Raw genomic sequence first — 21,030 nt, 5'->3', positions numbered from 1 at the left:
CTTACTTTCCGGGATTGAAGAAGGAGACGGGTTTGAGGATCTGGTTGCGCATGTCGAGAAGATAATCGGTCTCGATCACCTTGCGCCGGTAGGCCTGCCATTCCGGGTCTGCCTCCATGCGGTCGCGCCGCTCCTCCCGGTCGGCTAGGCTCTCGAATTGCCACAGATGCACGGTACGGGAGAGGTCGCCAATATGCGTCTGGAAGAAGCCGAAAGGCTCGCCCAGATAATGCCGCTGCATCGGCAGGCCGACGTCCTCATAGAGTTTGAGGAAATGCGACAGCTTGTTGGGGCGGGCGGTATAGGTGCGATGGTCGAAGATCATATCGGGCACTCCTTCTGACATTCTGTCGTGGCGCCCTTGACGCGGGCGCGATGGTCTTGCCGGCTCAGCCGGCGCTTCGCACCGTCTCGGTGATCAGCCGGGCGGTGAGCACCGGCGCTTCAATCTGCGGTACATGGCCGACGCCATCGAGAAGATGAACAGCGGTGAAGCCCGGCGCGCGGGCTGCATGAGCGGCCGGGATGACGCGGTCGAGCCTGCCCCAGATGAGCCGCGTCGGGACGGCGAGTTCGCCAAGCGCGCCCGCGAGATCGAAACCCTGCGTGCCGTCCGGGAACAGGCTTTCGGCCATCGCCGCGATTGCGTCGCGATTGCCGGCCTTTTCCATCTGTCTGAGGGCTGCCTGCGCATAGCCGCTCGGCAAGGCCGCGGGGTCGCCGACCATGACAGTCAGCCACGGCTGCAGAGCCTGCACCGTGGTCGCGCGGGCAAGACCCGCAATGAAGCTGGCATTGATCTCGGGGCCAAGTCCGCCTGGAGCAAGAAGTGTGACAGACCGCACCGCGAGACGGCCAAGCCGGGCGAGTGCGAGAGCCGCTGCGCCACCGAGGGAGTGGCCAACGAGATGGGCATTGCCCACGCCCATTTCCTCCAGCCGGTCGGAGAGGAGGAAGGCAATCTCCTCGATGCTGCTTGCGGGTCTTGCCGATTCCGTACCATGGCCGGGCAAGTCGAGGCTGATCGTGTCGATCCCCGACTGGAGCAAGGGGACGACCTGCCGCCACACGGAACGATCCGACCCGAAGCCATGGATGAGGACCACGGGCGCCGTCTGTCGGGCCAGCGCCGGCGCGGCAACAGGGGATGTCTGGACTGCCGTCGGCGTCCGCTGGCCTGCATCGTCATGTTCGTTCGTGCGGGCGGCGAGGGCGGCATCGATGTCGCGCTTCTTGATGCGCCCGTGCGGGCCGCTTCCCGAAATGGTGGCTAGGTCGAGCCCGGCCGAAGCGGCAAGCCGCCGGGCCAGCGGGCTTGCGACTGCACGGCTGCCGGGCGGCCGGATGGAGGAAGAGGCTTCGTCAGCCACAAGCTCGCGCGGATTGGCTGCCGCGGCGGCTGCTGTCGCCGGCCCGACCGAGGCTGGCTGGCCAGCCATCGGCTTCGCGTCCGCGATCGTGCCGAGCACGGCGCCCACTGGCGCTTCCTGTCCCTCGGCGAAGAAGATTTCGGCCAGCCAGCCGTCGCGGTCGGCTTCGATCTCGGTTGCTGCCTTGGCTGTCTCTACGGTGACGAGAAGATCACCGGTCTTGACCGGATCGCCCGATTTCATCGCCCAGGCGATCACCAGTACGGTTTCCATATATTCGCCGCCGGCGCTGTCGATGCTGATCGGATGGGTCGCCATCGCCGCCGCCTCCGTCACTTCAGCGTCTTCAGCGCGGCGGTGCGGATCTTCTCGGCACTTGGCAGCATCGCCGTTTCCAGCGGCTCGGAATAGGGGATCGGCATGTCCGGCAGCGTGACGCGCGCGACCGGCGCGTCGAGCTCGTCGAAGGCGTGATCCATGATCGTTGCCGAAAGCTCGGCGGCGTAGCCGCAAAAGCGCCAGCCCTCGTTGACCACCACGGCATGGTGCGTTTTCGCGATCGAGGCGACGATGGCGTTGACATCCAGCGGGCGCAGCGACCGGAGATCGACGATTTCGGCCGAAACACCGTCGGCTGCGAGAAGATCCGCGGCTTTCAGGGCCTCGACCACCATCTTGGAGGTGGCGAATATCGAGATATCGCTGCCTTCGCGCAGGGTTGCCGCCTTGCCGAGCGGCACGGTCACATCGCCTTCCGGCACCTCGCCGCGGGTGTTGTAGAGCAGCTTGTGTTCGAGGAAGACCACCGGCTGGTCGTCGCGGATCGCGGCCTTCAGCATGCCCTTGGCGTCGGCGGGCGTCGAAGGAGCAACGACCTTGATGCCGGGTATGTGGGCAAGCATGGAATCGAGCGACTTGGAGTGCTGCGCGCCGGCGCCGGCGCCGCCGCCGCCCTGCGTACGCAGCACGAACGGCATCTTCACCTGGCCGTTCCAGATGTAATTGTAGATCGAGGCCTGGTTGACCAGCGCATCGAGTGTCAGCGGCACGAAATCCGCATACATGATTTCAAGCACCGGCCGCGTGCCGGTCATGGCGGCGGTCACCGCCATGGCGGTCAGCGCCTGTTCGGAGATCGGCGTGTCGCGCACCCGCGTTTCGCCGAATTCCTCCATCAGCCCTTTCGTCACCTTGAAGACGCCGCCATAGCGGCCGATGTCCTCGCCGAAGACGAAAACGGAAGGGTCGGCCTGCATCTCTTCGCGCAGAGCCGCATTGAGCGCTTCGGCATACCGCATCATGGCCATGTCAGTGTGCCTCGCTGTAGGGGTTGCAGGCTTCGTCCAGCGAGAATTCGGGCATCGGGTCGGAGAGAGCGGTCTCGAAAGCCTCGGCCACCTCGGCCTTGGCTGCCGCCTCTATCTCGGCGAGTTTCGCCTCGCCGACGTCGCCCAAAAGCGCCTTGCGCGAGACGAGCAGCGGGTCACGCTCTTTCCAGGCCGCAATGTCCTCCGGCTTCTGGTAGCCGCCCATGTCGGAGGTGGAAAAACCCTCGATGCGGTAGGTCTTGCATTCGACCATGCCGGGACCCTCGCCACGCCGGGCACGCTCGACCATGGCCGACACGGCGCGATAGACGGCCACCGCGTCATTGCCGTCGACGATCTCGGCCGGCATCGCATAGCCGGCGGCGCGGATCGACAGATCCTCGACCGGTGACTGGACCTCGGAGGGAACGGTCAGGCCGAACTGGTTGTGTTCGAGCACGAAGACGACCGGCAATTTCCAGAGCCCGGCCATGTTCATGGCCTCGTGGCAGATGCCGGTTTGCGCGGCGCCGTCGCCGAAAATGCACATGGCGACATTGCCGGTGCCGAGGATCTGCATCGACAGCGCCATGCCGGTGGCGGCTGGAATGCCGGCGCCGACAATGGCATTGCCGCCGATCACGCCCTTTTCGGCATCGGCCACCAGCATGTGGCCGGCGCGTCCGCCGCAGGCACCGGTGGCCCGCCCGAAGATCTCGGCCACAACCGGGTGCACAGCCATGCCCTTGCCGATATAGACCGCGTGGCCACGATGGGTGGTGGCGACCTTGTCGCCGGCCTCCAGCACGGCGGTCGCGGCGACGCCGACGGCTTCCTGGCCATCGCAGCGATGGATCGGACCGCGCGTGCGTCCTTCCTTGTGAAGCGTCCCAAGGCCCTCTTCGAGATGCCGCACCAGCAGCATCCGGCGATAGATTTCCAGATGTTGTTCGACGGAAGGAGTGTTTTTCACCGATATCCCCGAGTTGGTGCCGAAATTAAATACAAAAGTGTCGACACTTTGCAAGCGCTTCTGCAAGATAGGGCAAAACAAGTTTGTGAAAAGGGGATCGATCATGCGTTTGGAGGGTAAGGCGGCCATCGTCACCGGAGCCGGCGCCGGTATCGGCGCGGCCGTCACGGAACTGTTTGTGAAGGAGGGCGCGCGCGTTCTGGTCGTCGATCGCGACGGCGCGCGGTCCAGCGAGGTGGCCGGCAGGACCGGAGCGCTGGCTTGGGAGGCGGACGTCTCGGACGAGGCCTCTGTGGCAACGATGGTGCGCCAAGCGCAAGAGGCCTTCGGCCGGGTGGACATTCTGGTCAACAATGCCGGTTACGGCATACGCGGTTCGGTTGTCACCACCGCAGCGGAGGATTGGGACGCGCTCATGGCAGTGAACCTCAAGGGCGTCTTTCTCTGCTCCAAATATGTCATTCCCGTCATGGCCGCGGGTGGTGGCGGGGTGATCGTGAACACCGCTTCCAACGTGGCCCATGTCGGACTTGCCGATCGGGCGGCCTATGTCGCCTCCAAGGGCGGCGTCGCGGCGCTGACGCGTGCCATGGCGCTTGACCATGTTGCAGACAAGATCCGGGTCAACGCCGTGGCGCCGGGTGTGACCTGGTCGAGCTATTTCGAAACCATGCTGGAAACCCATCCCGATCCTCAGGGGTTCGTCGCGGCATTGAACGCGCGCTCACCGATGAATCGCGTCGCGCAGCCGGTTGAAATCGCGAATGCAATCCTGTGGCTCGCCAGTGACGAATCCTCTTTCGCCACCGGCTCGATCCTGACGGTCGACGGCGGCATGACCGCCTGGTGAGGCGCGTGCCTGCCGTTGCGTAAGACGAAGCCTGCCCGTTTCAGGCAACGGGCCGGATGGAACGCAGGGCACTCAGCATCTCGTCGAGGTCGGCGCAGGGCAGGCAGCCTAGGTCTGCTATATCCTTGGTCACGTCGACCGGCAGGCCCGAATTGGACTCCTTGGGCACTTCGTTCAATCGTCCGCCGACGAGCACCGGCAAGGCAAGTCCGCGTGCCGCCATCGCTGCTTTCACCGCCTGTGCATAACGCAGCGCCACGCCATTGTAAGTGCTGACCGCGATCGCATCGGCCCCGGTTTCGGCGGCGCGGGCGACGAGTGTTTCCGGGTCGACGGCCACACCGGCATCGGCGATGACGATGCCCAGGCCTTCGAGCGCCTGTTCGACGAGATATTTTCCGTGCTCATGCACGTCGGTCGTGCCGATGCAGACGGTCAGGGGTCTAGGGCTTTCCAGCGGCTTTTGCGTCGCGACCCAGGCGACGGCCTTGTGGTTGAGTTCGCGGGCCCATTCGGCATGGATCAGCGGCGTGCGTCCGCGGATGCCGTCCGCGCCCGGGCCGAACAGCGCCTCCATGCGCTTCGGCCCCATGCGGCGGATGGCGAACATCAGCGCGGCCGGGTCTTCGGTATCCACCCCGCGCTCGGCCAGCCCTTTCATGACGGCACCGGCAAAGCGACGCCCGCCTTCGACCAGCACATCGGCCATCGCCTCCACCCTGGCCCAGTCGAAGACGGGGTCGTAGAAGGGGGCGTGCAGCGTGAGCCGGTGCGCGAAGGTTTGTGCGTCGATGATCTCGTCGACATCGGGAATGCGCTGGTTCTCGGTTACCGGTACCGGATTGATCGCATGGCCGGAGGGCCATCGCCCGACAGCCAGTATGTCGGCCAGGAGATAACTCGCCAGGCTTGCGTAATTGCCTGCCGGGGTTGACTGGTAGGAAACGGTGTTGCCGAAGATCATGGTGCCCGGCGTATCGCTGACCCGCACCAGCGCGGCATGGAAGGCAGCGCGCGACAGTGGATCGCTGAAGTGGTGGCCGTAGCAATGGCCGAGCCGCGCGCCGATCAGATCCTCGACGATGTGCTTTTCGACCAGCACCATGCCGAGCGCGCAGGCCATGTCGATGAACAGCCCGGCGAAGCCGTCGTCGAGATTGGAATGGACAAGGATTTCGGCATCCTGGGCCGCGATCAGGCCGAGGGCGGTGACGGTCGCTTCGGTGGTCGCCACATCATCGTCCCAGTAGGGCAGCCGGAAGGTGAAATACTGCCCCAGATTGCCGATGGCCGTTGCACCGGCGGCGATCGCGGCGCGGGTGTTTTCCACAGCACCCGGCAGGCCGAGCATGAAGTCGCCGAAATGCGCGGCAGCGGGCGCGGCGTTGGTGATGCGGGCGAAATCCTCTGGGCCGGTGAGCACGATGCCGGTGCCGCGCGCAGCCTTTGCACGCATTGCTTGGGGATAACCCATCGACCAGTCGAGGGTGATGCCGAAACGGTCGACCGTTACCCCTGCCTTGCGGCATTGCTCATGCACCTCGCCGATCGCGGCCACGGTGCGGTCGACGCTTCTGAAGCCGATATGGGCGTGCTGCATGACTCGCTTTTCGGCCGCTGCCTTGCGCTTCCATGCGGCTTCGGACGGCATTCCGGTTTCGGTGAGGAAGCGGCAGCTGCCGAGGCGCCAGTCGCGCGCCATGGCGCGTCCTTCGGCGAGGAGGTCGGCGCCAGGCTTGAGGCGCGGGTCGAGGAGGGCGGGGCTGAGGTCAGCGATCATGATGCTTTGCGATCAAGGTGAGCTTCGACAATGAAACGGCGAATGATGGCGGCAAGACCATCGGGGTCGGCGAGGGGGTGAAAATGCGCACCGGGAACTGAAACAAACCGGGCATCCGGTATTGCCGCAGCGATCGCCTCCGAAAGGGCTGGCGGTGTCAGGATATCGCCGGTGGCCGCAATCACTTGAACCGGGGCGTCGATGCGCGGCAGATCGGCAAGGCGATCGTGGTCGAGCAGCATGCGCACGCGCGCAGCACTGACTGTCAGCGGCGCCAGGGTGCCAGGGGCGGCGGCGACGGCTGCGTCGAGTTCCCCGGCATGCGTTTCGAGGTAGGACGGTTCGTGGCAGAGCACATGGCCGAGGCGCTGATAGGTCTCGGCCAGGCCGGCCTCCAGCAGTTCGGCGCGAGCGCTGAAGAGCGTGCGGAAACGGCCGTCGGCTCGCGCCCAGGAACTGCTGATCGTATAGCTCAGGCCAAGTTCCGAATGATCGAGCGCCAGCACCTGCGCGATGGCGCCACCAGTGGAATGCCCGACAATATGGGCGGGACCGCCCGTCTGCGCCAGCAGGCCGGCAATGTCGCTGGCGATCAGGGGAATGGAATAGGGGCGTTCGGGGCGATCGCTGCGACCGGCGCCGCGATGGTCGGTGACGATGACGCGATGGTCGGCCTCGATCAGGCGTACGACGCCGGTCCAGAACCTCCCATCACCGCCGAGCCCGGGGATGAGGATGAGGCGTGGGCCAGCGCTGCCTGATGTCTGGTAGTGGATGCGGCAGCCATCGGCGGCGGTGAAGAAGGGCATCAGCTGAGGCCCTCCCTGTCGAGCAACTCGCCGAGCGCCGCGATGAGACTGAGCGCCGTGAGCATTGAGGTCTTCGGATTGTTGGGCGAGGGCGCGTTGACGAGGCGGAAGGAAGCGGTGCCGGCGGTGCTCTCGACCTCGATTTCATGCGTGTTGCCGGTGGCTTTCGGATCGGCAACCACGCTTACGGTGACCTTGTCGATGCCTGCCGCGAGCGCAACGGCGAAGGCGGCGTTGAGGTTTTTCGGATAGAGTTTTGCCGCTTGCGCCGGCGTGCCTTCGAAGAGGGTTATGGCGTCAGTGTCCGCTGAAAGGCCGGCGGAGGCCAACTCCGTCGTCCAGGCTGTCGGCTGCTTGCGCGAGGTGTAGCGGACCCGCGCCTCAGGAAGTGCCGCTATCGCCCTGAGGTAGTCGAGGCCGCCCAACGCGCCTGACGGCAGGACCAAGCGTGCGCCGCCGTTGCGTGAAGCATTGGTCAGCCTCGCGGCAAGGATCGGATCGGCGAATGCACCGATCGAAGCGATGATGGTCGGGATGCCGGCGTCGAGAAGCGCGGGCACATAAGCGGCCACCGCCTCCTGGCTTGCCGCCTCCACCACCGCCAGGGGGCGCGGACCGATCAGCGCGTCAAGCTGCGTGACAGTGCTGACATTCGCCGGCAAGTCGCGGCGGGTACCTTCGCGCATCAGCGCCACCCAGCGAACCGAGTCCACTGGGAAAGCGGAGACGATCTCGCGCGCGATCGTGCCGAAGCCGATGAGGCCGAGCGTCACCATCCGAGACTTCTTCAGGGATTCTGTTTCAGGGGATCGAACTTGTCGGCGAGGTCTGCCCCGAACACCGTCTTGCGCTCGATCTCCAGGACGTTTTCCGGGCGCGGGAAATTGGACGGCACGCGGTCGCCCGGCTTGCGCGGCTTGCCGATCAGGCGAAAGAAGTCCTCAAGCCCGTTCGGCACGATCAACCAGATCCAGCGCAGGCGCGTGTCGCCATCGTTGATGAACATGTGCCGGACATTCTTCGGCAGGAACACCACGCTGTCCGGTTCCAGCGGATATTCCTTGCCGTCGATGACGGCGCGGCCATGGCCTTCGATGACATAGACCGTCTCTTCGTTGCGGTCATGCGTGTGTTCGCGCACATAGCCGCCGGGCGCTACCGACTGCGTGCCCAGCGCGAAGGGGTGCTCCATGCCGACGATGTGCGGCGCGAGCGCCACGTCGATATGGCCGTTTGCGGGAACCGGCTGCCAGTAGCTTTCGCGCGTTTCGGTTCCGGAAACATGGATGCCAGAGGGCGCGGGTGGAAGGTTGGTGTTGTCCATGGCTCTGCCTGTCGAATGGAGCTGCGAAGGTCGTTCGGGGCGCGTTGCTGACCTGGAGAGCGTACAGCGCAAAAAGTGTCGACACAATAGTAGACAGATTAAATTTCGTGCCTCTATAGTGCTGTGTCGATGATGGCAGGGGAATGCCGATGGGCGAGTACGATGTTCTGGTGATCGGTTCGGGATCGGCGGCCTGCTCGGCAGCGCTGCGGGCCGCCAAGGGTGGCCTCAACGTGCTCGTCATCGAAAAGAGCGAATGGCTGGGTGGTACCTCGGCCATGTCCGGGGCCGGGGTCTGGATACCCGCCAACCATGTCGCGGCCGAAGCCGGCATCGCCGACAGCCGCGAGGATGCGCTCGCCTATCTGCGTGCGGTCGCGCCCGAAGGATGGGAGCAGAAGGAAGATGCGCTCTGGGGCGCTTTCGCCAAGGCCGCGCCGGACATGCTGCACTTCCTGTCCGTCAACACGCCGCTCGACTTCCGCCTGATCAATGAGCCGGACCCCTTTGCCGAAGCGCCTGGCGGCAAGCTCTACGGCCGCATGCTATCGCCGAGGCCGCTCAGCCGCCGTCTCCTCGGCAAGTTTGCGCGGAGCCTGCGCCGCTCCACCTTGCCGCACAGCTTTACCTACCAGGAGATCGTCGACCTCGATCTCTATCACCATCCCATCCGCGCCGGGTTCAAGGTCTGGCCGAAGCTTCTATGGCGATGGCTGACGAATTCCGGCGGCCAGGGCACGGCACTGATGACCGGGCTGATCAAGGGCTGCCTCGATGCCGGCGTCACCTTTCAGCCGGAAACGCGCGCCGTCACCCTGCTTCAGGATCCGGACTCGCGCATCGCCGGCGCGGAGGTGGAGAGCAAGGGCCGACGCACGAAGATCGTCGCGCGCCGCGGCGTCGTCATCGCAACCGGCGGCTTCGAATGGGACGCCGAGATGCGCGCACGCCACTTCCCCGGCGCCTTCGACCGGATCGGCAGCCCGCGCGGCAATGAGGGCGACGGCCAGAAGCTTGCGGCTTCCGTCGGCGCGCAATTGGACCGCATGGATCAGGCCAACGTCTATCCCTGCCTGCCGACGCGCTACCAGGGACAGTCGCACGGCTTGCCGATGACCTTCCAGGCCGAGCCGCATTCGATCGTGGTCGATCGCGAGGGAAAGCGCTTTGTCAGCGAAAACGCCTTCAACATCGGCGAGGCGATCGATGCGCGCGGGCCGGATGGCGCGCCGATCCATCTGCCCTGCTATCTCGTCGGCGATCATCGCTTCCTGAAAACGTCGCTGCCTTTCCGCTGGTATGCCTCCTACGAGCGCGACTGGATCAAGAAGGCCGATACGATCGCTGGCCTTGCCGCCAAGCTCGGGCTGCCGGCAGCGGCGCTCGAGGAGACGATCGCCCGCTGGAACAGCTTTTGCGCGAAGGGACACGATGCAGACTTCCAACGCGGCGACAATGGCTGGGAGGCATACAAGGCGCATGGACCCGAGAACCGGCTGAAGCCGATCGACAAGGCGCCCTATATCGGCATGACGATCAATCGCTCGATCCTCGGCACCAAGGGCGGCGCCCGGACCAACGAGCGAGCGCAAGTGTTGAGACCGGACGGCTCGATCGTCCCCGGCCTCTACGCGGCAGGGCTTGCCATGGCCAATCCCATCGGCACGCGCGCCGTAGGGGCCGGCACCACGCTCGGCCCCAACCTGACTTGGGGCTTCATAGCGGCCGAGACGATCCTGCATCAGAACAGGTGACTGCGTAGAAGATCTCCGACCGTCCTTTAAAACAACAAAATCAGTGTTTGCCGCACGTCCCACGGGATCGCCGTGACCATCGATTAGCAACGAAAAGGCCGCTCCACTTGGAGCAGCGACGGCCCTTTGATCGATCAGCTCTCGCTCGATCAGGACGTGGCGCTAAAGCTCTCGGAGTTCAATCAACGCGTGACGCCGGAACTGAACGGCGTCGTCAACTAGGTCTCCGCAGATATCAGCGTCGATGAGCGAAGCGGTGCGGGTTCTATACGATAGCAGCAAGAGACGAAATCATTGAATTCTTCCAGATGCGCCTGGCAAAGGTCCGAGAAGCCGAATGCGATAGCTTCAGTCGCGGATCACAGCGGACGTACAATATAGGAGGGACGAACGGCGGCCACGGGCCGAACACTAAGGTGAGGTTGCTCTAATAGCTGTCCGCTTCAACGACTTTGCGGATGAAACCTGACGGTCAGCAGACGGCTCCATTTCGGTCATTCACTGCCAGGCGTTCCTGGCGACCTGCGCCTACATTGGCGGCATCTCGAAGCCCGTAACTAGTCGCGTTCGTCGTCCTTAGGTTCGCCAGACCATACGAGAGAATACGAAGGAAACGGCTTGGCGAACCGTCCTCTAACATATTGATTTTGTGTAGAAAACGTTGACCCTCTGGGATCACCATTGTCGTTATCCAATGCCACCGATGGCGATAGGCGTTACTTCGGCCTAGGCTAGAGTCGCTGCGGGACGGTTGCTGCAAAGAAGTCGGTCGCGCGGCGCACGCGTGCCGGCACGAACCGACGCTTCGGCCAGACGAGGCTGATGTCTCTGACGTCGTCAAGAAAGTCGTCGAGTATCGTGATCACGTCAGGATGATTGAGCTCATCAGCGAGCGAGACTTTGGCGAAGAGGCCGATTCCGACGCCGGCTAGAACCCCAGCCCGGATCGTTTCGACGCTGTTGGACGATAAGTTGCCGCGAACGGTCACGCTGAACCGTCCATGTGGGCCTGCAAACGGCCATTTCGCCAATTCCGTCAGGCCACCGTATAGAAGGCAATTGTGCTTACTCAGGTCTGCGGGGGATCTCGGCATCCCATGCTTCTCGAAATAGCGACGGGATCCGACGCAAACGAGGGGCGTGACCGCCACCCGGCGGACAACCGCGTCTGAGTCTTCGACAGGCCCCACCCTGATCGCCAAGTCGATCCGATCTTCCACCATGTCTCGCACGAAATCCGAAAGAACGAGATCCACCTGAAGGCCGGGATAAAGCAACAACAACTCGGGTATCAGCGGCAGGATATGCAGGCGGCCAAATGTGGAGGCCGCGCTGATCCTGATCAGGCCCGAAACAGTCTGCGTGCTGCTCGTGAGTTCGCTATCGGCATCGTCGATTTCATCAACGAGCGGCTTCGTCCGGTCATAGTATCGCTGCCCCTGATCCGTGAGGGTCACGCTGCGGGTGCTCCGATTGAACAGCGCCACGCCGAGGCGTTTCTCGAGCGCGGCGATTGCCTTGCTGACAGCAGGCTGTGACTCGCCGGTCCGACGCGCAGCGGCCGAAAAGCCGCCCGATTCGACCACCGCGACAAAGGCACTCAACTCGTGAAATCGGTCCATTATATTCTCCTCAGGCATCAATCTTATGGGTATTTGTATTATTATCAATGTTTTCCACATGACCTAAATGAGGCGTTTACCAACGCTTGAAAGGAAATGTGCCATGAATATCGATAGTACTGGACGCAAGGCGGTTGTTACTGGGTCTACGGGGGGCATTGGGCGAGCCATTGCCGAAGGGTTGGCGCGTGCGGGCGCCTCGGTCGTCATCAACGGTCGCCGCGAGGACAGGGTCGCCGCAACGCTTCGCGAGTTGCGCGCGCTTTTCCCAAAGAGTGAGTTCATCGGTGTCGTCGCCGATCTTGCCACCCCGGAAGGCGCGGCCGAGTTGTTCGCGCAGGCGCCGGATGCGGATATTCTCGTCAACAATGTGGGCACGGGGCGACCGAAGCCGTTCTTCGATATTGCCGACAAGGAGTGGATCGATCTCTTCGAGCTCAACGTCATGAGCGGCGTCCGCGCTTCCCGCCACTATGTACCGAACATGGCGAAGCGCGGCTGGGGGCGTGTCGTCTTCATCAGCAGCGAGTCCGCGCTCGCAATCCCCAAGGACATGATCGATTACGCCATGACCAAGACCGCTCAGCTCGCCATCGCGAGGGGACTGGCCGAGGCGGTCGGCGGAACGGGGGTCACCGTCAATTCGGTCCTCCCTGGTCCGACGAATTCGGAGATCATGAGCGGTTGGATGAGGGCGGCCGCAGAAGAGCAAGGCATTACGCAACAGGCAGCCGAGCAGCAGTTCTTGAAGACGATGCGCCCGACATCGCTCCTCAATCGCTTTGCGACAACCGAAGAAGTCGCAAACCTGGTCGTCTATGTCTGTTCAGAGCAGGCGTCGGCGACAACAGGCGCTTCCCTGCGTGTCGACGGTGGTGTCGTCCGGACAATAGCCTAGAGCGCACGCTGACAAAACCTCGAGGACACGTGGCCACGAGCGGATTGCCGCAACCCGCGACGGCAATCCCATAGTGGCTCAGGAGCGATTGTTCATCCGCTCGAACAAAGCTTCGCCCATCCGGCGCGTATCGGCCGAAATACCGACAAGCACCTCGTCCTTGTCCGCTTCGAGCCGCGCAAGCGCCTCAGTGGCGAATTCGTCCGGACTAACCATCATACGGTTGGCTGTTCCTCCGCTGCGCGTGCTGCCGCCGAGACCGGTATCGACAATTGGTGGAGCCATCTCCACCACCCGAATTCCGGTCGACCTCAGTTGATGGCGCAGACTGAGCGTAAAGGAATGGATCGCGGCCTTGGTAGCGCAATAGACGGGAACATCCGCCATTGGCGAAAACGCCAAGCCCGAGCTGACGTTGATGATGTAGGCCTGCTCGTGCCGCCTCAGGGTTGGGAGCAGTTCGACGGTCAGATGGATCGGCGCCGTGAGGTTGATTGCCACCTCCTGGTCGAGAGTGTCGGCCTCCGGATCATTGTTGAAGTCGCGCCGATGCTGAACCCCGGCATTGTTGATGACCACATTGAGCGCCGGATGGTTCGCTTTCAGCCAATCGACCATAGACCGGCGACTTTCGGTATCGGCCACATCGCAGATGCGGGTGACTAGCGCCGGCGCCTGTTCCCGCGCCTGGCTAAGAGCGGCTTCGTTCCTGCCGCAGATGATAACCTGATTGTCTTTTTCGGAAAGGCGTCGTGCAAGCGCAAAACCGATGCCGGTCGCGCCGCCTGTGATGAGAATTGTGTTTTCCGTGAGCTTCAAGACCGTGCGTCCTTCTATGAATTGAAAGGGTGCGCCGACCCGGGCTTTTTGATGTGCGCACGCCATGGCCGGCAAGCTTGGCTATGCGCCCGACGGAATTGCGTCAGGTTGCGAGCCCGAATTCCTGGTCAAGCGCTCCCAGTTTTCATGAGCAAACTTGGCCTTGGAGGCACTGCCGAGCGTCAGATCCTCTATGAAACGCCGCGCGTCGCCTCCTGGGCGATACTGATAGGGATAATCCGTCGAAAACAGGATGCGGTCGGGACCCACGGCGCCGATCGCCTGCTGCAGATAGGCCGGGCTGAACATGCCGCTGGCGGTCAGATAGAGATTGTTGCGGACGTAATCGACAAAGGGCCGCTGCAACCCCGACACCCGATCCAGCATCGCGAGCCGCTCAAGATAGAAGATCACCATTTCGCCCCAGTGGCCGAGAATCATCTGGAGGTTGGGGTACCGGTCGAATACCCCGGCCAGGACGACGCGGACGAACTGGATGCCGGCCTCGTAGTGCCATCCAAGACCAAAGGTCGACAAGGCAAGGTCGATCGGTGTGCTGAAGCCCGCATAATAGGCGTTGCGAACGCTCGCCTGCGGAATCTGGGGATGGATCAGCAGCGGGACGCCCAGCTCCGCCGCGCAGGCGAATGTCGGCTCGAAGATCGCATGGTCCAGATTCTTCTCACCGACGCGTCCATAGAGAATGGCGCCCTTGCAGCCGAGCTGGTCGACACAGCGCTTGAGCTCCTGCGCGGCTGCGTCGGGGCTCATGGATGGCAGCACGGCCAGTGCCTGGAAGCGGGATGGCTTCGAGGCCACGGTTTCAGCCAGGAGATCGTTAACGCGGCGGGCCAGATCGACAGCGTGATGCCCGAGGTTGTTGAGGCCGGGCGTCGTCAGGGAGAGGACCTGCACGTCGACGCCTGTTTCGTCCATCAGCCCCAGCCGCTGTTCGCCGAGATCGGCAAGGCGACTGCCGAGGATCCCTGGATTGAGCCCGAGTGTTCCGTCATCGGCGCCAGGAATGGTGTTCCACGCATGTTGCACCTCATCGGGAAGGGCATGCTCTTCGATCGCGGTGATCTTCATCTCTGCTCCTTCATAACCGTACAGCCATACTCGTTGGCTTGACAGCGGCCCTGCCGAACACGCCGCCTTAAGATCAACCGCCGGATATCGTCACTCAGGACTTTGCGGTCAGCTTGTCGACGACTGCCTGGCCGACCCCGTGCGCCGACGCCGGATTCTGGCCCGTGATCAGGCGACCATCGACCACAACCTTTTCCGTCCAGTTCGGCGCGGGCTGGTGCAGCGCGCCTCGCTCCTTGAGCGTGGTCGCCAGCAGATAAGGCACGACTTTCGTGTACTTGACCTCCGCTTCCTCCTCGTCGGTAAAGGCGGCCAGCTTCTTGCCGGCGACGAGGTAGCTGGCGTCGGAGAGCGTCGCGTTCACCAGAGCGGCCGGGCCATGGCAGACGGCGGACACGATGCCGCCTGCTTCGTAGATCTCGCGGATCGTGCGCTGGACAGCCGCGTTGTCGGCGAAGTCCCACATCGTGCCGTGGCCGCCGGCGAATAAGACTGCCGAATAGCGTGACGGGTCGAGCTCGCCCAGGATCAGCGAGTGGGCGAGCGCATCGCGAAATTCCTGGTCGTGCCAGAAGCGGTCGTTGACCGGATCCTTGAGGTCGAAGAAGTCGATCGGCGGATGTCCACCGCGGATCGAGGCGATCTCGACCGGAATGCCGGCCTCGTGGAAAACCGCAAGAGGATGCGTAAGCTCGACCATGGCGAAGCCTGTCGGCTCACCGCTGTCGCCGCGGATCGGATGACTGGTGACGACGCAAAGAATCGGCTTGATAGTGTCTGGCATTGTCTTGGTCCTCATGATTTCAGCGAGGCCATGTCGATGACGAAGCGATACTTCACATCGCTCTTCGACATGCGCTCATAGGCTTCGTTGATCTGCTGGATTGGAATGATCTCGACATCGGAGACGATGCCGTGCCGGCCGCAGAAATCGAGCATCTGCTGGGTCTCGGCGACGCCGCCGATAAACGATCCCGAGATTGCCCTGCGGCCGCGCACGACCGCGCCGGCGTTTACTGAAGTGCCCAGCGGTCCCATATAGCCAATCAGGACAAGCACGCCTTCCAGCGCAAGCGTCGGCAAATACGGGTTGACGTCGTGATCGTAGGGAACGGTGTCGATGATCACGTCGAAGCGGCCGGCGACAGCCGTCATCTGGGCCGGATCGCTCGACAGCACCACATGATCGGCACCAAGCCGGAAGGCGTCTTCATCCTTGCCGGTTGACCGGGTGAACAGCGTGACGTCGGCGCCGAGCGCCTTTGCCAATTTCAGCCCCATATGGCCAAGGCCGCCGAGGCCGACTACGGCGACCTTGCTGCCTTCGCGGACATTCCAGCGGTGGAGTGGCGACCATGTGGTAATGCCGGCGCACAAGAGCGGCGCGGCCCCGGCCGGATCGAGTCCATCGGGGAGAGCGAGAACGAACTTATCACAGACGACGATGGAATCGGAGTAGCCGCCATGGGTGACGGTGCCATCGTGCCTGTCGCGGCTGGCGTAGGTAAAGGTCGCGCCTTCAGCGCAGTCCTGCTCCCATCCCTTGAGGCAGGGTTTGCAATGCTGGCATGAGTCGACAAGGCATCCGACGCCGACCATGTCACCGGCCTTGAAGCGACTGACCTTCTCACCGACCTGTCGAACCTTTCCGATGATCTCGTGGCCGGGAACGATAGGATAGCTCGTGAAGCCAAAGTGATTACGCGCCAGGTGCAGGTCCGTATGGCAGACCCCGCAATAGAGGATGTCGATCACGACATCGTCGGGCCGCGCAGCGCGCCGCTCGAACACGAAAGGATCGAGAGCGCCAGTGGCCGATGGAGCGGAATAGCCCAGCACTTTCATTGTCTGTATTCCTTATCGATCCTGGCGCCATCGAGCGCGTGACGAAAGCTGCTGTGCCGGCCCAATGCGGCAGGCGCAGCTCCGTGATTTCGCGAAGTCTCAGGCATTGCCGGGCGCGAACAGCGTTTCCCAATTGAGGAAAGGGCCAAGCGGAATGACGTCCCAGTCAATGAGGCCGGCCTTGGCCAGCGGAAATTCGCGCAGAGCCTGCCTGGCGGCTTCGATAGAGTCGCATTCGGCTATGATGGCCACGCCCGGACGGTCCTGGCGGAAATAGATGTCGCGCACGATGCCGCTCTTGTAGGCCTGCCAAGTGTGACGGACTTCATCCGCCATATGCGGCTGGTACCGTTCCATGGTGGCGCCGGGTTGGGGAATGTCGAGGCAAAGCAGTTTCATGGTAGGGCTCCTGGGTTGGGAAGACGGACCAAACGAACTGAAGTCGCCGCACGATCCGGGCAACGGGCGCGACTATCCAAAAATCGTTTGCGTGGGTTTGTTCCTAGCGTAGAATGATTGTCAGCAGTGGCGACAGTTCTTCCCGTTTTTGGTTCCCACCGTTCTACAATCGTTGGACGACCCTTGAGGCGGCTTGCTCAATGCGCGACAGATTTGACGGGGTGCAAGTCTTCGTCGAAGCCGTCGAAGCCGGCGGTTTCGCGAAGGCTGCTGAACGGCTTTCGCTCACTCGCTCTGCCGTCGGGAAATCCATCGCACGACTGGAAGATCGTCTTGGTGTCCGCCTCTTCAATCGAACGACACGCACACAAAATCTGACGGAGGACGGCCAGCAGTACTATGAGCGGTGCCTGCGTGCGATCGGTGAGCTTCGGGCTGGCGAGTCACTTCTCGAATCGGGAAGGCGCGACGTCATCGGCAGGTTGCGCGTGTCGATGCCGGTGCTGTTCGGCCGCTACTGCATAGCCCCCATCCTCCTTGCTTTTGCTCGCGAACACCCCCGGCTCGAACTCGATCTGAGTTTTAGCGACAGGCGGGTAGATCTGATCGCGGAGGGTATCGATCTCGGGGTTCGAAACGGGGCTCTGGGCAATGGCGCTGGATTGCAAGCGCGCCGCCTCACCAGCCAGCCAAAGGTCCTCTGCGCCGCTCCCGCCTACCTTGCCGCTAACGGCACGCCTGAGGTCATTGCGAATTTGGCAGATCATGACACGTTGCTCTATTGGCGCGCCGATCACGGACAGGACTGGCAACTCCCTGACACAAGCGGCGCACTCGTCGAGGTCTCGGTCGCGTCGCGGCTTCGGTTCGATGATCTCGAGGCGATCGCGAACGCCGCGGTCGCGGGCATGGGTTTGGCTTGGCTCCCTTGTTGGCTTGTCCGTGATAAGTTGCTTGCCGGCTCCCTCGTTTCACTGTGGGCTGATCGGCCAAGTGCGTCGATGGAATGCTATGCTGTCTGGCCGGCGACCCAATATTTGCCGCTACGGACACGGCTGGCAATAGATGCGCTCGTCTCCGAGTTGCCGAAACGACTCGACGGCTGATGCGTGCGCAACGGACAAGTAGCGTGATTGCGGACGTCCTGTCGGAAGGCAAGACAAGCGCCTTGCTGTCGCCTTCCGGGAACGGCCTTCTTAATTTGCGTTTGCACTCCGAGGTTGGCATCCATCGCAGGTTTTGTCTGACCAGGATCCTTCACAAAATATTACGTAAGGGAACGTTCGCGTCTGACTCTTCTTAGGCAGGGGAGGCGGTTGTCGCCTCGTGGATTGTGAAGGAGAAGAAGAATGCCCAATCAAGGTGGTAGCCACGAACAGCACGTGAAGGCAGGCCAGCAGAGCCACAAGAACGCCGACAATAAAAACCGTCAGCAACAGCAGGCCGCCGGTGGTGGTCAACGGCAGCAGGGCGATGGATCCGGCATGCGTGGTGGAACCCACGAACAGCACGTGAAAGCTGGCGAACAAAGCCACAAGAACCGCTGATCGCGGTTGATTTCAGCAGACCCACCCCGAAGTATCGGGGTGGGTCTGATTGCATCTGCGAGAGTCGCCCCGGCGCCGGGGCAGCGCCCGGTCAGGACGCCAGTCAGGCAGCTTGATCCAGGGCGCGCTCATTGACACCGCCTTCACCCAGCCCGGAAAGCGCTTCGTCCGTCGCGACCTCCTCTTTCAATGTCTCGTTGAGGAGCTTGACCACGTCGCTCTTGCCAAGCTGTTCAGCCCACGCGACCAACGTGCCATAGCGCGCGATTTCATAGTGCTCGACGGCCTGTGCCGCGCCGACCAGCCCTGCATCCAGCGCTGGGTCACCCTTGTATTCGTCGAGAATTTCCGACCCTTCCTCAAGAATGCCGTCGATCGCCGGACAGGTCTTGCCGCGGGCCGGTTTGTCCATAAGTTCGAACACTTGCTCGAGCCGATCGACCTGGCCTTCGGTTTCCATGCGGTGTTTCTCAAAGGCTGCGGCCACCTCCTCGGATTCGGCGCCCTTTGCCATCTTCGGCAAGGCTTTGAGTATCTTCTTTTCAGCGTAGTAGATGTCCTTCAGCCCATCGAGGAACAAAGCCTCCAGTCCTTTTGTCGTCGCTTTTTTTGCAGTCGCCATGATTTGTCTCCCTTGGATTGTCGTGAAAGCTCACCGGCGGTGTAGCCATGGACTAACTTTCCATGGAAGCAGTTGTTCCCTGGGGATGACTCGAAGGGCAGCACGTCAAACACCGCTTTTGTCTAGAGCCGATCGCTATCAAAAGGCCATGGACGATGACGGTGTGACAACCGCCGGCAGGGGACGGAGAGCACCGGGGTTCGTCGCGCCATATGGAGTAGATGGTGAAAAGAAACACTTCCGATAGGTTCATATACGAAATCGTATTTACATATAAAACAAATCATGATGATCTTGCAGTCGTGCAACGGCGGCTAAGGTGGTCGGTTCCCGGCGCCCGGCGCCGAGCCTGCCAGCAGATGATCGTGCACAATGAAATCAACATGATGTCGCGGTCGAGTAAGCCGTGCATTGGTCGGATCCAGGGAGTGCGGCATGCCCTTTGATGTCATCGTTGTCGGAGCCGGCGCAGCCGGGGCTGTTCTTGCCGCCCGGCTAACCGAAGATGCTGCCACGAACGTGCTTTTGCTGGAAGCGGGGCCAGACTACCGGAGCGGCGAGCAACCTGCCGAGATGGCGAGCCCAAATCCCTTCAACCTGCTGCTTCCCGATCATTTCCAGCAACAATACATGTATCCCGACCTGATGGCTCGTCGCACGAAGCGGCAGGAACACCGGGTCTACTGGCGCGGCAAGGGGCTTGGCGGTTCGACGGCCGTGAATGGGCAGATTGCCATTCGCGGTGTGCTCCATGCCTTCGATCGCTGGGAGGAAATCGGATGCAAGGGCTGGTCGGGAGCCGACGTGCTGCCCTTCTTCTGCCGGCTGGAAGATGACCCGATTGCGGCCAATTTTCACGGCAGCGATGGCCCGATTCCGATCTACCGCGCGCCTGTCGAAAGCTGGGGAAGCGTCGACAAGGCCATGCGCCAAAGCGCGATGGCTCTCGGCCATCCCTGGCATGACGATCTCAATGCTCCGGATGCCGAAGGGGCTTGCACCTATCCCATCAACAGTCGAGCCGGCAAGCGCGTGTCGGTCAATGACGGCTATCTGGAAGGGGCCCGCGACCGGCCGAACCTCACCATCATCGGGCAGGCGACAGTGGACAAGGTGCTTTTCGATGGCAAGAAAGCGATCGGCGTTTTGGCCATCGTGGCTGGTCAGGTTCGCAAACTCGAGGCGCCGCTGGTCATCCTTTCGGCCGGCGCCATCCACTCTCCGGCCATCCTGCAGCGCTCGGGCATCGGTCCGGCGGCTCTCTTGAACCGAAAGGACATCGAGGTGCTGGCCGACCTGCCGGTCGGCGAAGGTTTCTTCGACCATCCTTATTGCCGCATCGAACTGAAGCTGAAGCCGGAATTCAAGGCGACCGATGTCGACGCGCGGCATACCAACTGCTGTGTGCGAATGAGTTCCGGCGTGCCGGGTGCCGAGCGCGACGACATTCTCTACGTCGCCATGAACCATGGCGGTATCGGCGTGGAGTCCGACAGCGCCCAGTTCGGCGAGGCCATGGTCAATCTGATCCTGATGGAAGCCAAGAGCCGCGGCACCGTGCAACTGCGTTCCGCCAACCCTTTCGACCAGCCGATCGTAGAAGAAAACATGCTGGACGATCCAATGGATCTTCAGCGCATGCGTATCGCCTATCGCCACCTTGGCGAGATTGCCCGGCAGGCGCCGATCCAGGCGATCGCCGAGCGCGTTCTGCTGGGGGATTCCGATCTGCCTTTGTCATGGCTCGAAACGGCAAGCGACGAGGAGGTCGACAATTTCCTGCTGGCGCAGTCTTCCGATGCGCAGCATGGGATCGGAGGCTGTTGCATGGGACGGCTCGGCGAGGCCGTGGTCGATCCGGAATGCCGGGTCTACGGTTTGGAAGGATTGCGGGTTATCGATGCGTCGATCATGCCGCTCGATTGCCAGGCAAACACCAATCTCACCTCGATCATGATTGGTGAGAAAATGGCCGACAGCCTGCGCCGGTCCATCTGACAGAGCGAGGCAAGCCCGCGCACA

The 21,030-nt window shown here is 62.5% G+C and carries 21 protein-coding genes; 6 read left to right on the top strand and 15 right to left on the bottom strand.

Features of this window, described 5'->3' with window-relative positions:
* Position 1: 1 nt before the first annotated feature.
* The 4 genes from MESCI2_RS0104040 to MESCI2_RS0104025 form a co-directional block, all read right to left on the bottom strand.
* On the bottom strand, positions 2–325 hold the full coding sequence (locus tag MESCI2_RS0104040) for an NIPSNAP family protein (RefSeq protein ID WP_027035435.1): 324 nt from the start codon (positions 323–325) through the stop codon (positions 2–4).
* A gap of 64 nt (positions 326–389) precedes the next feature.
* A complete protein-coding gene (locus MESCI2_RS01000000134205) occupies positions 390–1,688 on the bottom strand; it encodes an acetoin dehydrogenase dihydrolipoyllysine-residue acetyltransferase subunit (protein ID WP_155936569.1) in 1,299 nt (432 codons plus the stop codon).
* A 14-nt stretch (positions 1,689–1,702) separates the two neighbouring features.
* Positions 1,703–2,677, bottom strand: a complete 975-nt coding sequence (locus MESCI2_RS0104030) for an alpha-ketoacid dehydrogenase subunit beta (protein WP_027035434.1) — start codon at positions 2,675–2,677, stop codon at positions 1,703–1,705.
* Position 2,678: 1 nt separating this feature from the next.
* A complete protein-coding gene (locus MESCI2_RS0104025; RefSeq protein ID WP_197031504.1) occupies positions 2,679–3,650 on the bottom strand; it encodes a thiamine pyrophosphate-dependent dehydrogenase E1 component subunit alpha in 972 nt (323 codons plus the stop codon).
* 103 nt (positions 3,651–3,753) lie between these two features.
* Here MESCI2_RS0104025 and MESCI2_RS0104020 point away from each other — a divergent pair, with 103 nt between their 5' ends.
* On the top strand, positions 3,754–4,500 hold the full coding sequence (locus tag MESCI2_RS0104020; protein WP_027035432.1) for an SDR family oxidoreductase: 747 nt from the start codon (positions 3,754–3,756) through the stop codon (positions 4,498–4,500).
* A 40-nt stretch (positions 4,501–4,540) separates the two neighbouring features.
* On the opposite strand, the gene MESCI2_RS0104015 is transcribed toward MESCI2_RS0104020, so the two are convergent.
* Genes MESCI2_RS0104015 through MESCI2_RS0104000 form a run of 4 tightly spaced genes read right to left on the bottom strand, consistent with a single transcriptional unit; the run spans position 4,541 to position 8,413 of the window.
* A complete protein-coding gene (locus MESCI2_RS0104015; protein WP_027035431.1) occupies positions 4,541–6,280 on the bottom strand; it encodes a cobalamin-dependent protein in 1,740 nt (579 codons plus the stop codon).
* On the bottom strand, positions 6,277–7,089 hold the full coding sequence (locus MESCI2_RS0104010) for an alpha/beta fold hydrolase (RefSeq protein WP_027035430.1): 813 nt from the start codon (positions 7,087–7,089) through the stop codon (positions 6,277–6,279). Before MESCI2_RS0104010 ends, MESCI2_RS0104015 begins: the two co-directional genes overlap by 4 nt.
* The gene (locus MESCI2_RS0104005) at positions 7,089–7,865 is read right to left on the bottom strand and encodes an aspartate dehydrogenase (protein WP_032900305.1); all 777 of its coding nucleotides are present in this window, start codon (positions 7,863–7,865) and stop codon (positions 7,089–7,091) included. Before MESCI2_RS0104005 ends, MESCI2_RS0104010 begins: the two co-directional genes overlap by 1 nt.
* 11 nt (positions 7,866–7,876) lie before the next feature.
* Positions 7,877–8,413, bottom strand: coding sequence for a cupin domain-containing protein (locus MESCI2_RS0104000; RefSeq protein WP_050596450.1), 537 nt, complete (start codon positions 8,411–8,413; stop codon positions 7,877–7,879).
* Positions 8,414–8,562: 149 nt separating this feature from the next.
* On the opposite strand from MESCI2_RS0104000, the gene MESCI2_RS0103995 reads away from it, so the two are divergent.
* Positions 8,563–10,167 (top strand): FAD-dependent oxidoreductase, encoded by a 1,605-nt coding sequence (locus tag MESCI2_RS0103995; RefSeq protein ID WP_197031503.1) that lies wholly within the window; start codon positions 8,563–8,565, stop codon positions 10,165–10,167.
* A gap of 731 nt (positions 10,168–10,898) precedes the next feature.
* On the opposite strand, the gene MESCI2_RS0103985 is transcribed toward MESCI2_RS0103995, so the two are convergent.
* Positions 10,899–11,789 carry a LysR family transcriptional regulator gene (locus MESCI2_RS0103985; RefSeq protein WP_027035426.1) on the bottom strand — a complete coding sequence of 297 codons (891 nt, stop codon included), beginning with the start codon at positions 11,787–11,789 and terminating at the stop codon, positions 10,899–10,901.
* A 103-nt stretch (positions 11,790–11,892) separates the two neighbouring features.
* Here MESCI2_RS0103985 and MESCI2_RS0103980 point away from each other — a divergent pair, with 103 nt between their 5' ends.
* Positions 11,893–12,687 carry an SDR family NAD(P)-dependent oxidoreductase gene (locus MESCI2_RS0103980; protein ID WP_027035425.1) on the top strand — a complete coding sequence of 265 codons (795 nt, stop codon included), beginning with the start codon at positions 11,893–11,895 and terminating at the stop codon, positions 12,685–12,687.
* 78 nt (positions 12,688–12,765) lie between these two features.
* Here the strand turns inward: MESCI2_RS0103980 and MESCI2_RS0103975 are convergent, their stop codons facing one another.
* From MESCI2_RS0103975 to MESCI2_RS0103955, 5 genes are all read right to left on the bottom strand, one after another.
* On the bottom strand, positions 12,766–13,506 hold the full coding sequence (locus MESCI2_RS0103975) for an SDR family oxidoreductase (protein ID WP_027035424.1): 741 nt from the start codon (positions 13,504–13,506) through the stop codon (positions 12,766–12,768).
* A gap of 81 nt (positions 13,507–13,587) precedes the next feature.
* Positions 13,588–14,595 carry an amidohydrolase family protein gene (locus MESCI2_RS0103970; RefSeq protein WP_027035423.1) on the bottom strand — a complete coding sequence of 336 codons (1,008 nt, stop codon included), beginning with the start codon at positions 14,593–14,595 and terminating at the stop codon, positions 13,588–13,590.
* A 94-nt stretch (positions 14,596–14,689) separates the two neighbouring features.
* Positions 14,690–15,379: a type 1 glutamine amidotransferase domain-containing protein gene (locus MESCI2_RS0103965; protein ID WP_027035422.1), complete on the bottom strand. Its 690-nt coding sequence runs from the start codon at positions 15,377–15,379 to the stop codon at positions 14,690–14,692.
* Between the two features lie 11 nt (positions 15,380–15,390).
* Positions 15,391–16,440: an NAD(P)-dependent alcohol dehydrogenase gene (locus MESCI2_RS0103960; RefSeq protein ID WP_027035421.1), complete on the bottom strand. Its 1,050-nt coding sequence runs from the start codon at positions 16,438–16,440 to the stop codon at positions 15,391–15,393.
* A gap of 99 nt (positions 16,441–16,539) precedes the next feature.
* Positions 16,540–16,839, bottom strand: a complete 300-nt coding sequence (locus tag MESCI2_RS0103955) for a hypothetical protein (RefSeq protein WP_027035420.1) — start codon at positions 16,837–16,839, stop codon at positions 16,540–16,542.
* A 200-nt stretch (positions 16,840–17,039) separates the two neighbouring features.
* On the opposite strand from MESCI2_RS0103955, the gene MESCI2_RS0103950 reads away from it, so the two are divergent.
* Together MESCI2_RS0103950 and MESCI2_RS1000000136510 are read left to right on the top strand one after the other, a co-directional pair.
* The gene (locus MESCI2_RS0103950) at positions 17,040–17,945 is read left to right on the top strand and encodes a LysR family transcriptional regulator (RefSeq protein ID WP_027035419.1); all 906 of its coding nucleotides are present in this window, start codon (positions 17,040–17,042) and stop codon (positions 17,943–17,945) included.
* Positions 17,946–18,188: 243 nt separating this feature from the next.
* Entirely contained in the window at positions 18,189–18,386 is a 198-nt protein-coding gene (locus MESCI2_RS1000000136510) for a hypothetical protein (RefSeq protein ID WP_013530427.1), read from the top strand.
* 103 nt (positions 18,387–18,489) lie between these two features.
* Here the strand turns inward: MESCI2_RS1000000136510 and MESCI2_RS0103940 are convergent, their stop codons facing one another.
* Positions 18,490–19,008: a ferritin-like domain-containing protein gene (locus MESCI2_RS0103940; RefSeq protein WP_027035418.1), complete on the bottom strand. Its 519-nt coding sequence runs from the start codon at positions 19,006–19,008 to the stop codon at positions 18,490–18,492.
* Positions 19,009–19,443: 435 nt separating this feature from the next.
* On the opposite strand from MESCI2_RS0103940, the gene MESCI2_RS0103935 reads away from it, so the two are divergent.
* The gene (locus MESCI2_RS0103935; RefSeq protein ID WP_032900304.1) at positions 19,444–21,006 is read left to right on the top strand and encodes a GMC family oxidoreductase; all 1,563 of its coding nucleotides are present in this window, start codon (positions 19,444–19,446) and stop codon (positions 21,004–21,006) included.
* Positions 21,007–21,030 lie beyond the last annotated feature (24 nt).

This window comes from Mesorhizobium ciceri WSM4083 (genome assembly GCF_000519305.1).
In the GTDB taxonomy this organism is placed as follows: domain Bacteria; phylum Pseudomonadota; class Alphaproteobacteria; order Rhizobiales; family Rhizobiaceae; genus Mesorhizobium; species Mesorhizobium ciceri_B.
This window is presented reverse-complemented; position numbering and strand designations above follow the sequence as displayed.

Coding starts and splice junctions, on each gene's coding strand:
- MESCI2_RS01000000134205 (WP_155936569.1), bottom strand. CDS start 1,688: ATGGCGACCCATCCGATCAGCATCGACAGCGCCGGCGGCGAATATATG.
- MESCI2_RS0104040 (WP_027035435.1), bottom strand. CDS start 325: ATGATCTTCGACCATCGCACCTATACCGCCCGCCCCAACAAGCTGTCG.
- MESCI2_RS0104015 (WP_027035431.1), bottom strand. CDS start 6,280: ATGATCGCTGACCTCAGCCCCGCCCTCCTCGACCCGCGCCTCAAGCCT.
- MESCI2_RS0104000 (WP_050596450.1), bottom strand. CDS start 8,413: ATGGACAACACCAACCTTCCACCCGCGCCCTCTGGCATCCATGTTTCC.
- MESCI2_RS0103935 (WP_032900304.1), top strand. CDS start 19,444: ATGCCCTTTGATGTCATCGTTGTCGGAGCCGGCGCAGCCGGGGCTGTT.
- MESCI2_RS0104010 (WP_027035430.1), bottom strand. CDS start 7,089: ATGCCCTTCTTCACCGCCGCCGATGGCTGCCGCATCCACTACCAGACA.
- MESCI2_RS0103960 (WP_027035421.1), bottom strand. CDS start 16,440: ATGAAAGTGCTGGGCTATTCCGCTCCATCGGCCACTGGCGCTCTCGAT.
- MESCI2_RS0103995 (WP_197031503.1), top strand. CDS start 8,563: ATGGGCGAGTACGATGTTCTGGTGATCGGTTCGGGATCGGCGGCCTGC.
- MESCI2_RS0103985 (WP_027035426.1), bottom strand. CDS start 11,789: ATGGACCGATTTCACGAGTTGAGTGCCTTTGTCGCGGTGGTCGAATCG.
- MESCI2_RS0103940 (WP_027035418.1), bottom strand. CDS start 19,008: ATGGCGACTGCAAAAAAAGCGACGACAAAAGGACTGGAGGCTTTGTTC.
- MESCI2_RS0104030 (WP_027035434.1), bottom strand. CDS start 2,677: ATGGCCATGATGCGGTATGCCGAAGCGCTCAATGCGGCTCTGCGCGAA.
- MESCI2_RS0104005 (WP_032900305.1), bottom strand. CDS start 7,865: ATGGTGACGCTCGGCCTCATCGGCTTCGGCACGATCGCGCGCGAGATC.
- MESCI2_RS0103955 (WP_027035420.1), bottom strand. CDS start 16,839: ATGAAACTGCTTTGCCTCGACATTCCCCAACCCGGCGCCACCATGGAA.
- MESCI2_RS0103950 (WP_027035419.1), top strand. CDS start 17,040: ATGCGCGACAGATTTGACGGGGTGCAAGTCTTCGTCGAAGCCGTCGAA.
- MESCI2_RS0103970 (WP_027035423.1), bottom strand. CDS start 14,595: ATGAAGATCACCGCGATCGAAGAGCATGCCCTTCCCGATGAGGTGCAA.
- MESCI2_RS0103980 (WP_027035425.1), top strand. CDS start 11,893: ATGAATATCGATAGTACTGGACGCAAGGCGGTTGTTACTGGGTCTACG.
- MESCI2_RS1000000136510 (WP_013530427.1), top strand. CDS start 18,189: ATGCCCAATCAAGGTGGTAGCCACGAACAGCACGTGAAGGCAGGCCAG.
- MESCI2_RS0103965 (WP_027035422.1), bottom strand. CDS start 15,379: ATGCCAGACACTATCAAGCCGATTCTTTGCGTCGTCACCAGTCATCCG.
- MESCI2_RS0104020 (WP_027035432.1), top strand. CDS start 3,754: ATGCGTTTGGAGGGTAAGGCGGCCATCGTCACCGGAGCCGGCGCCGGT.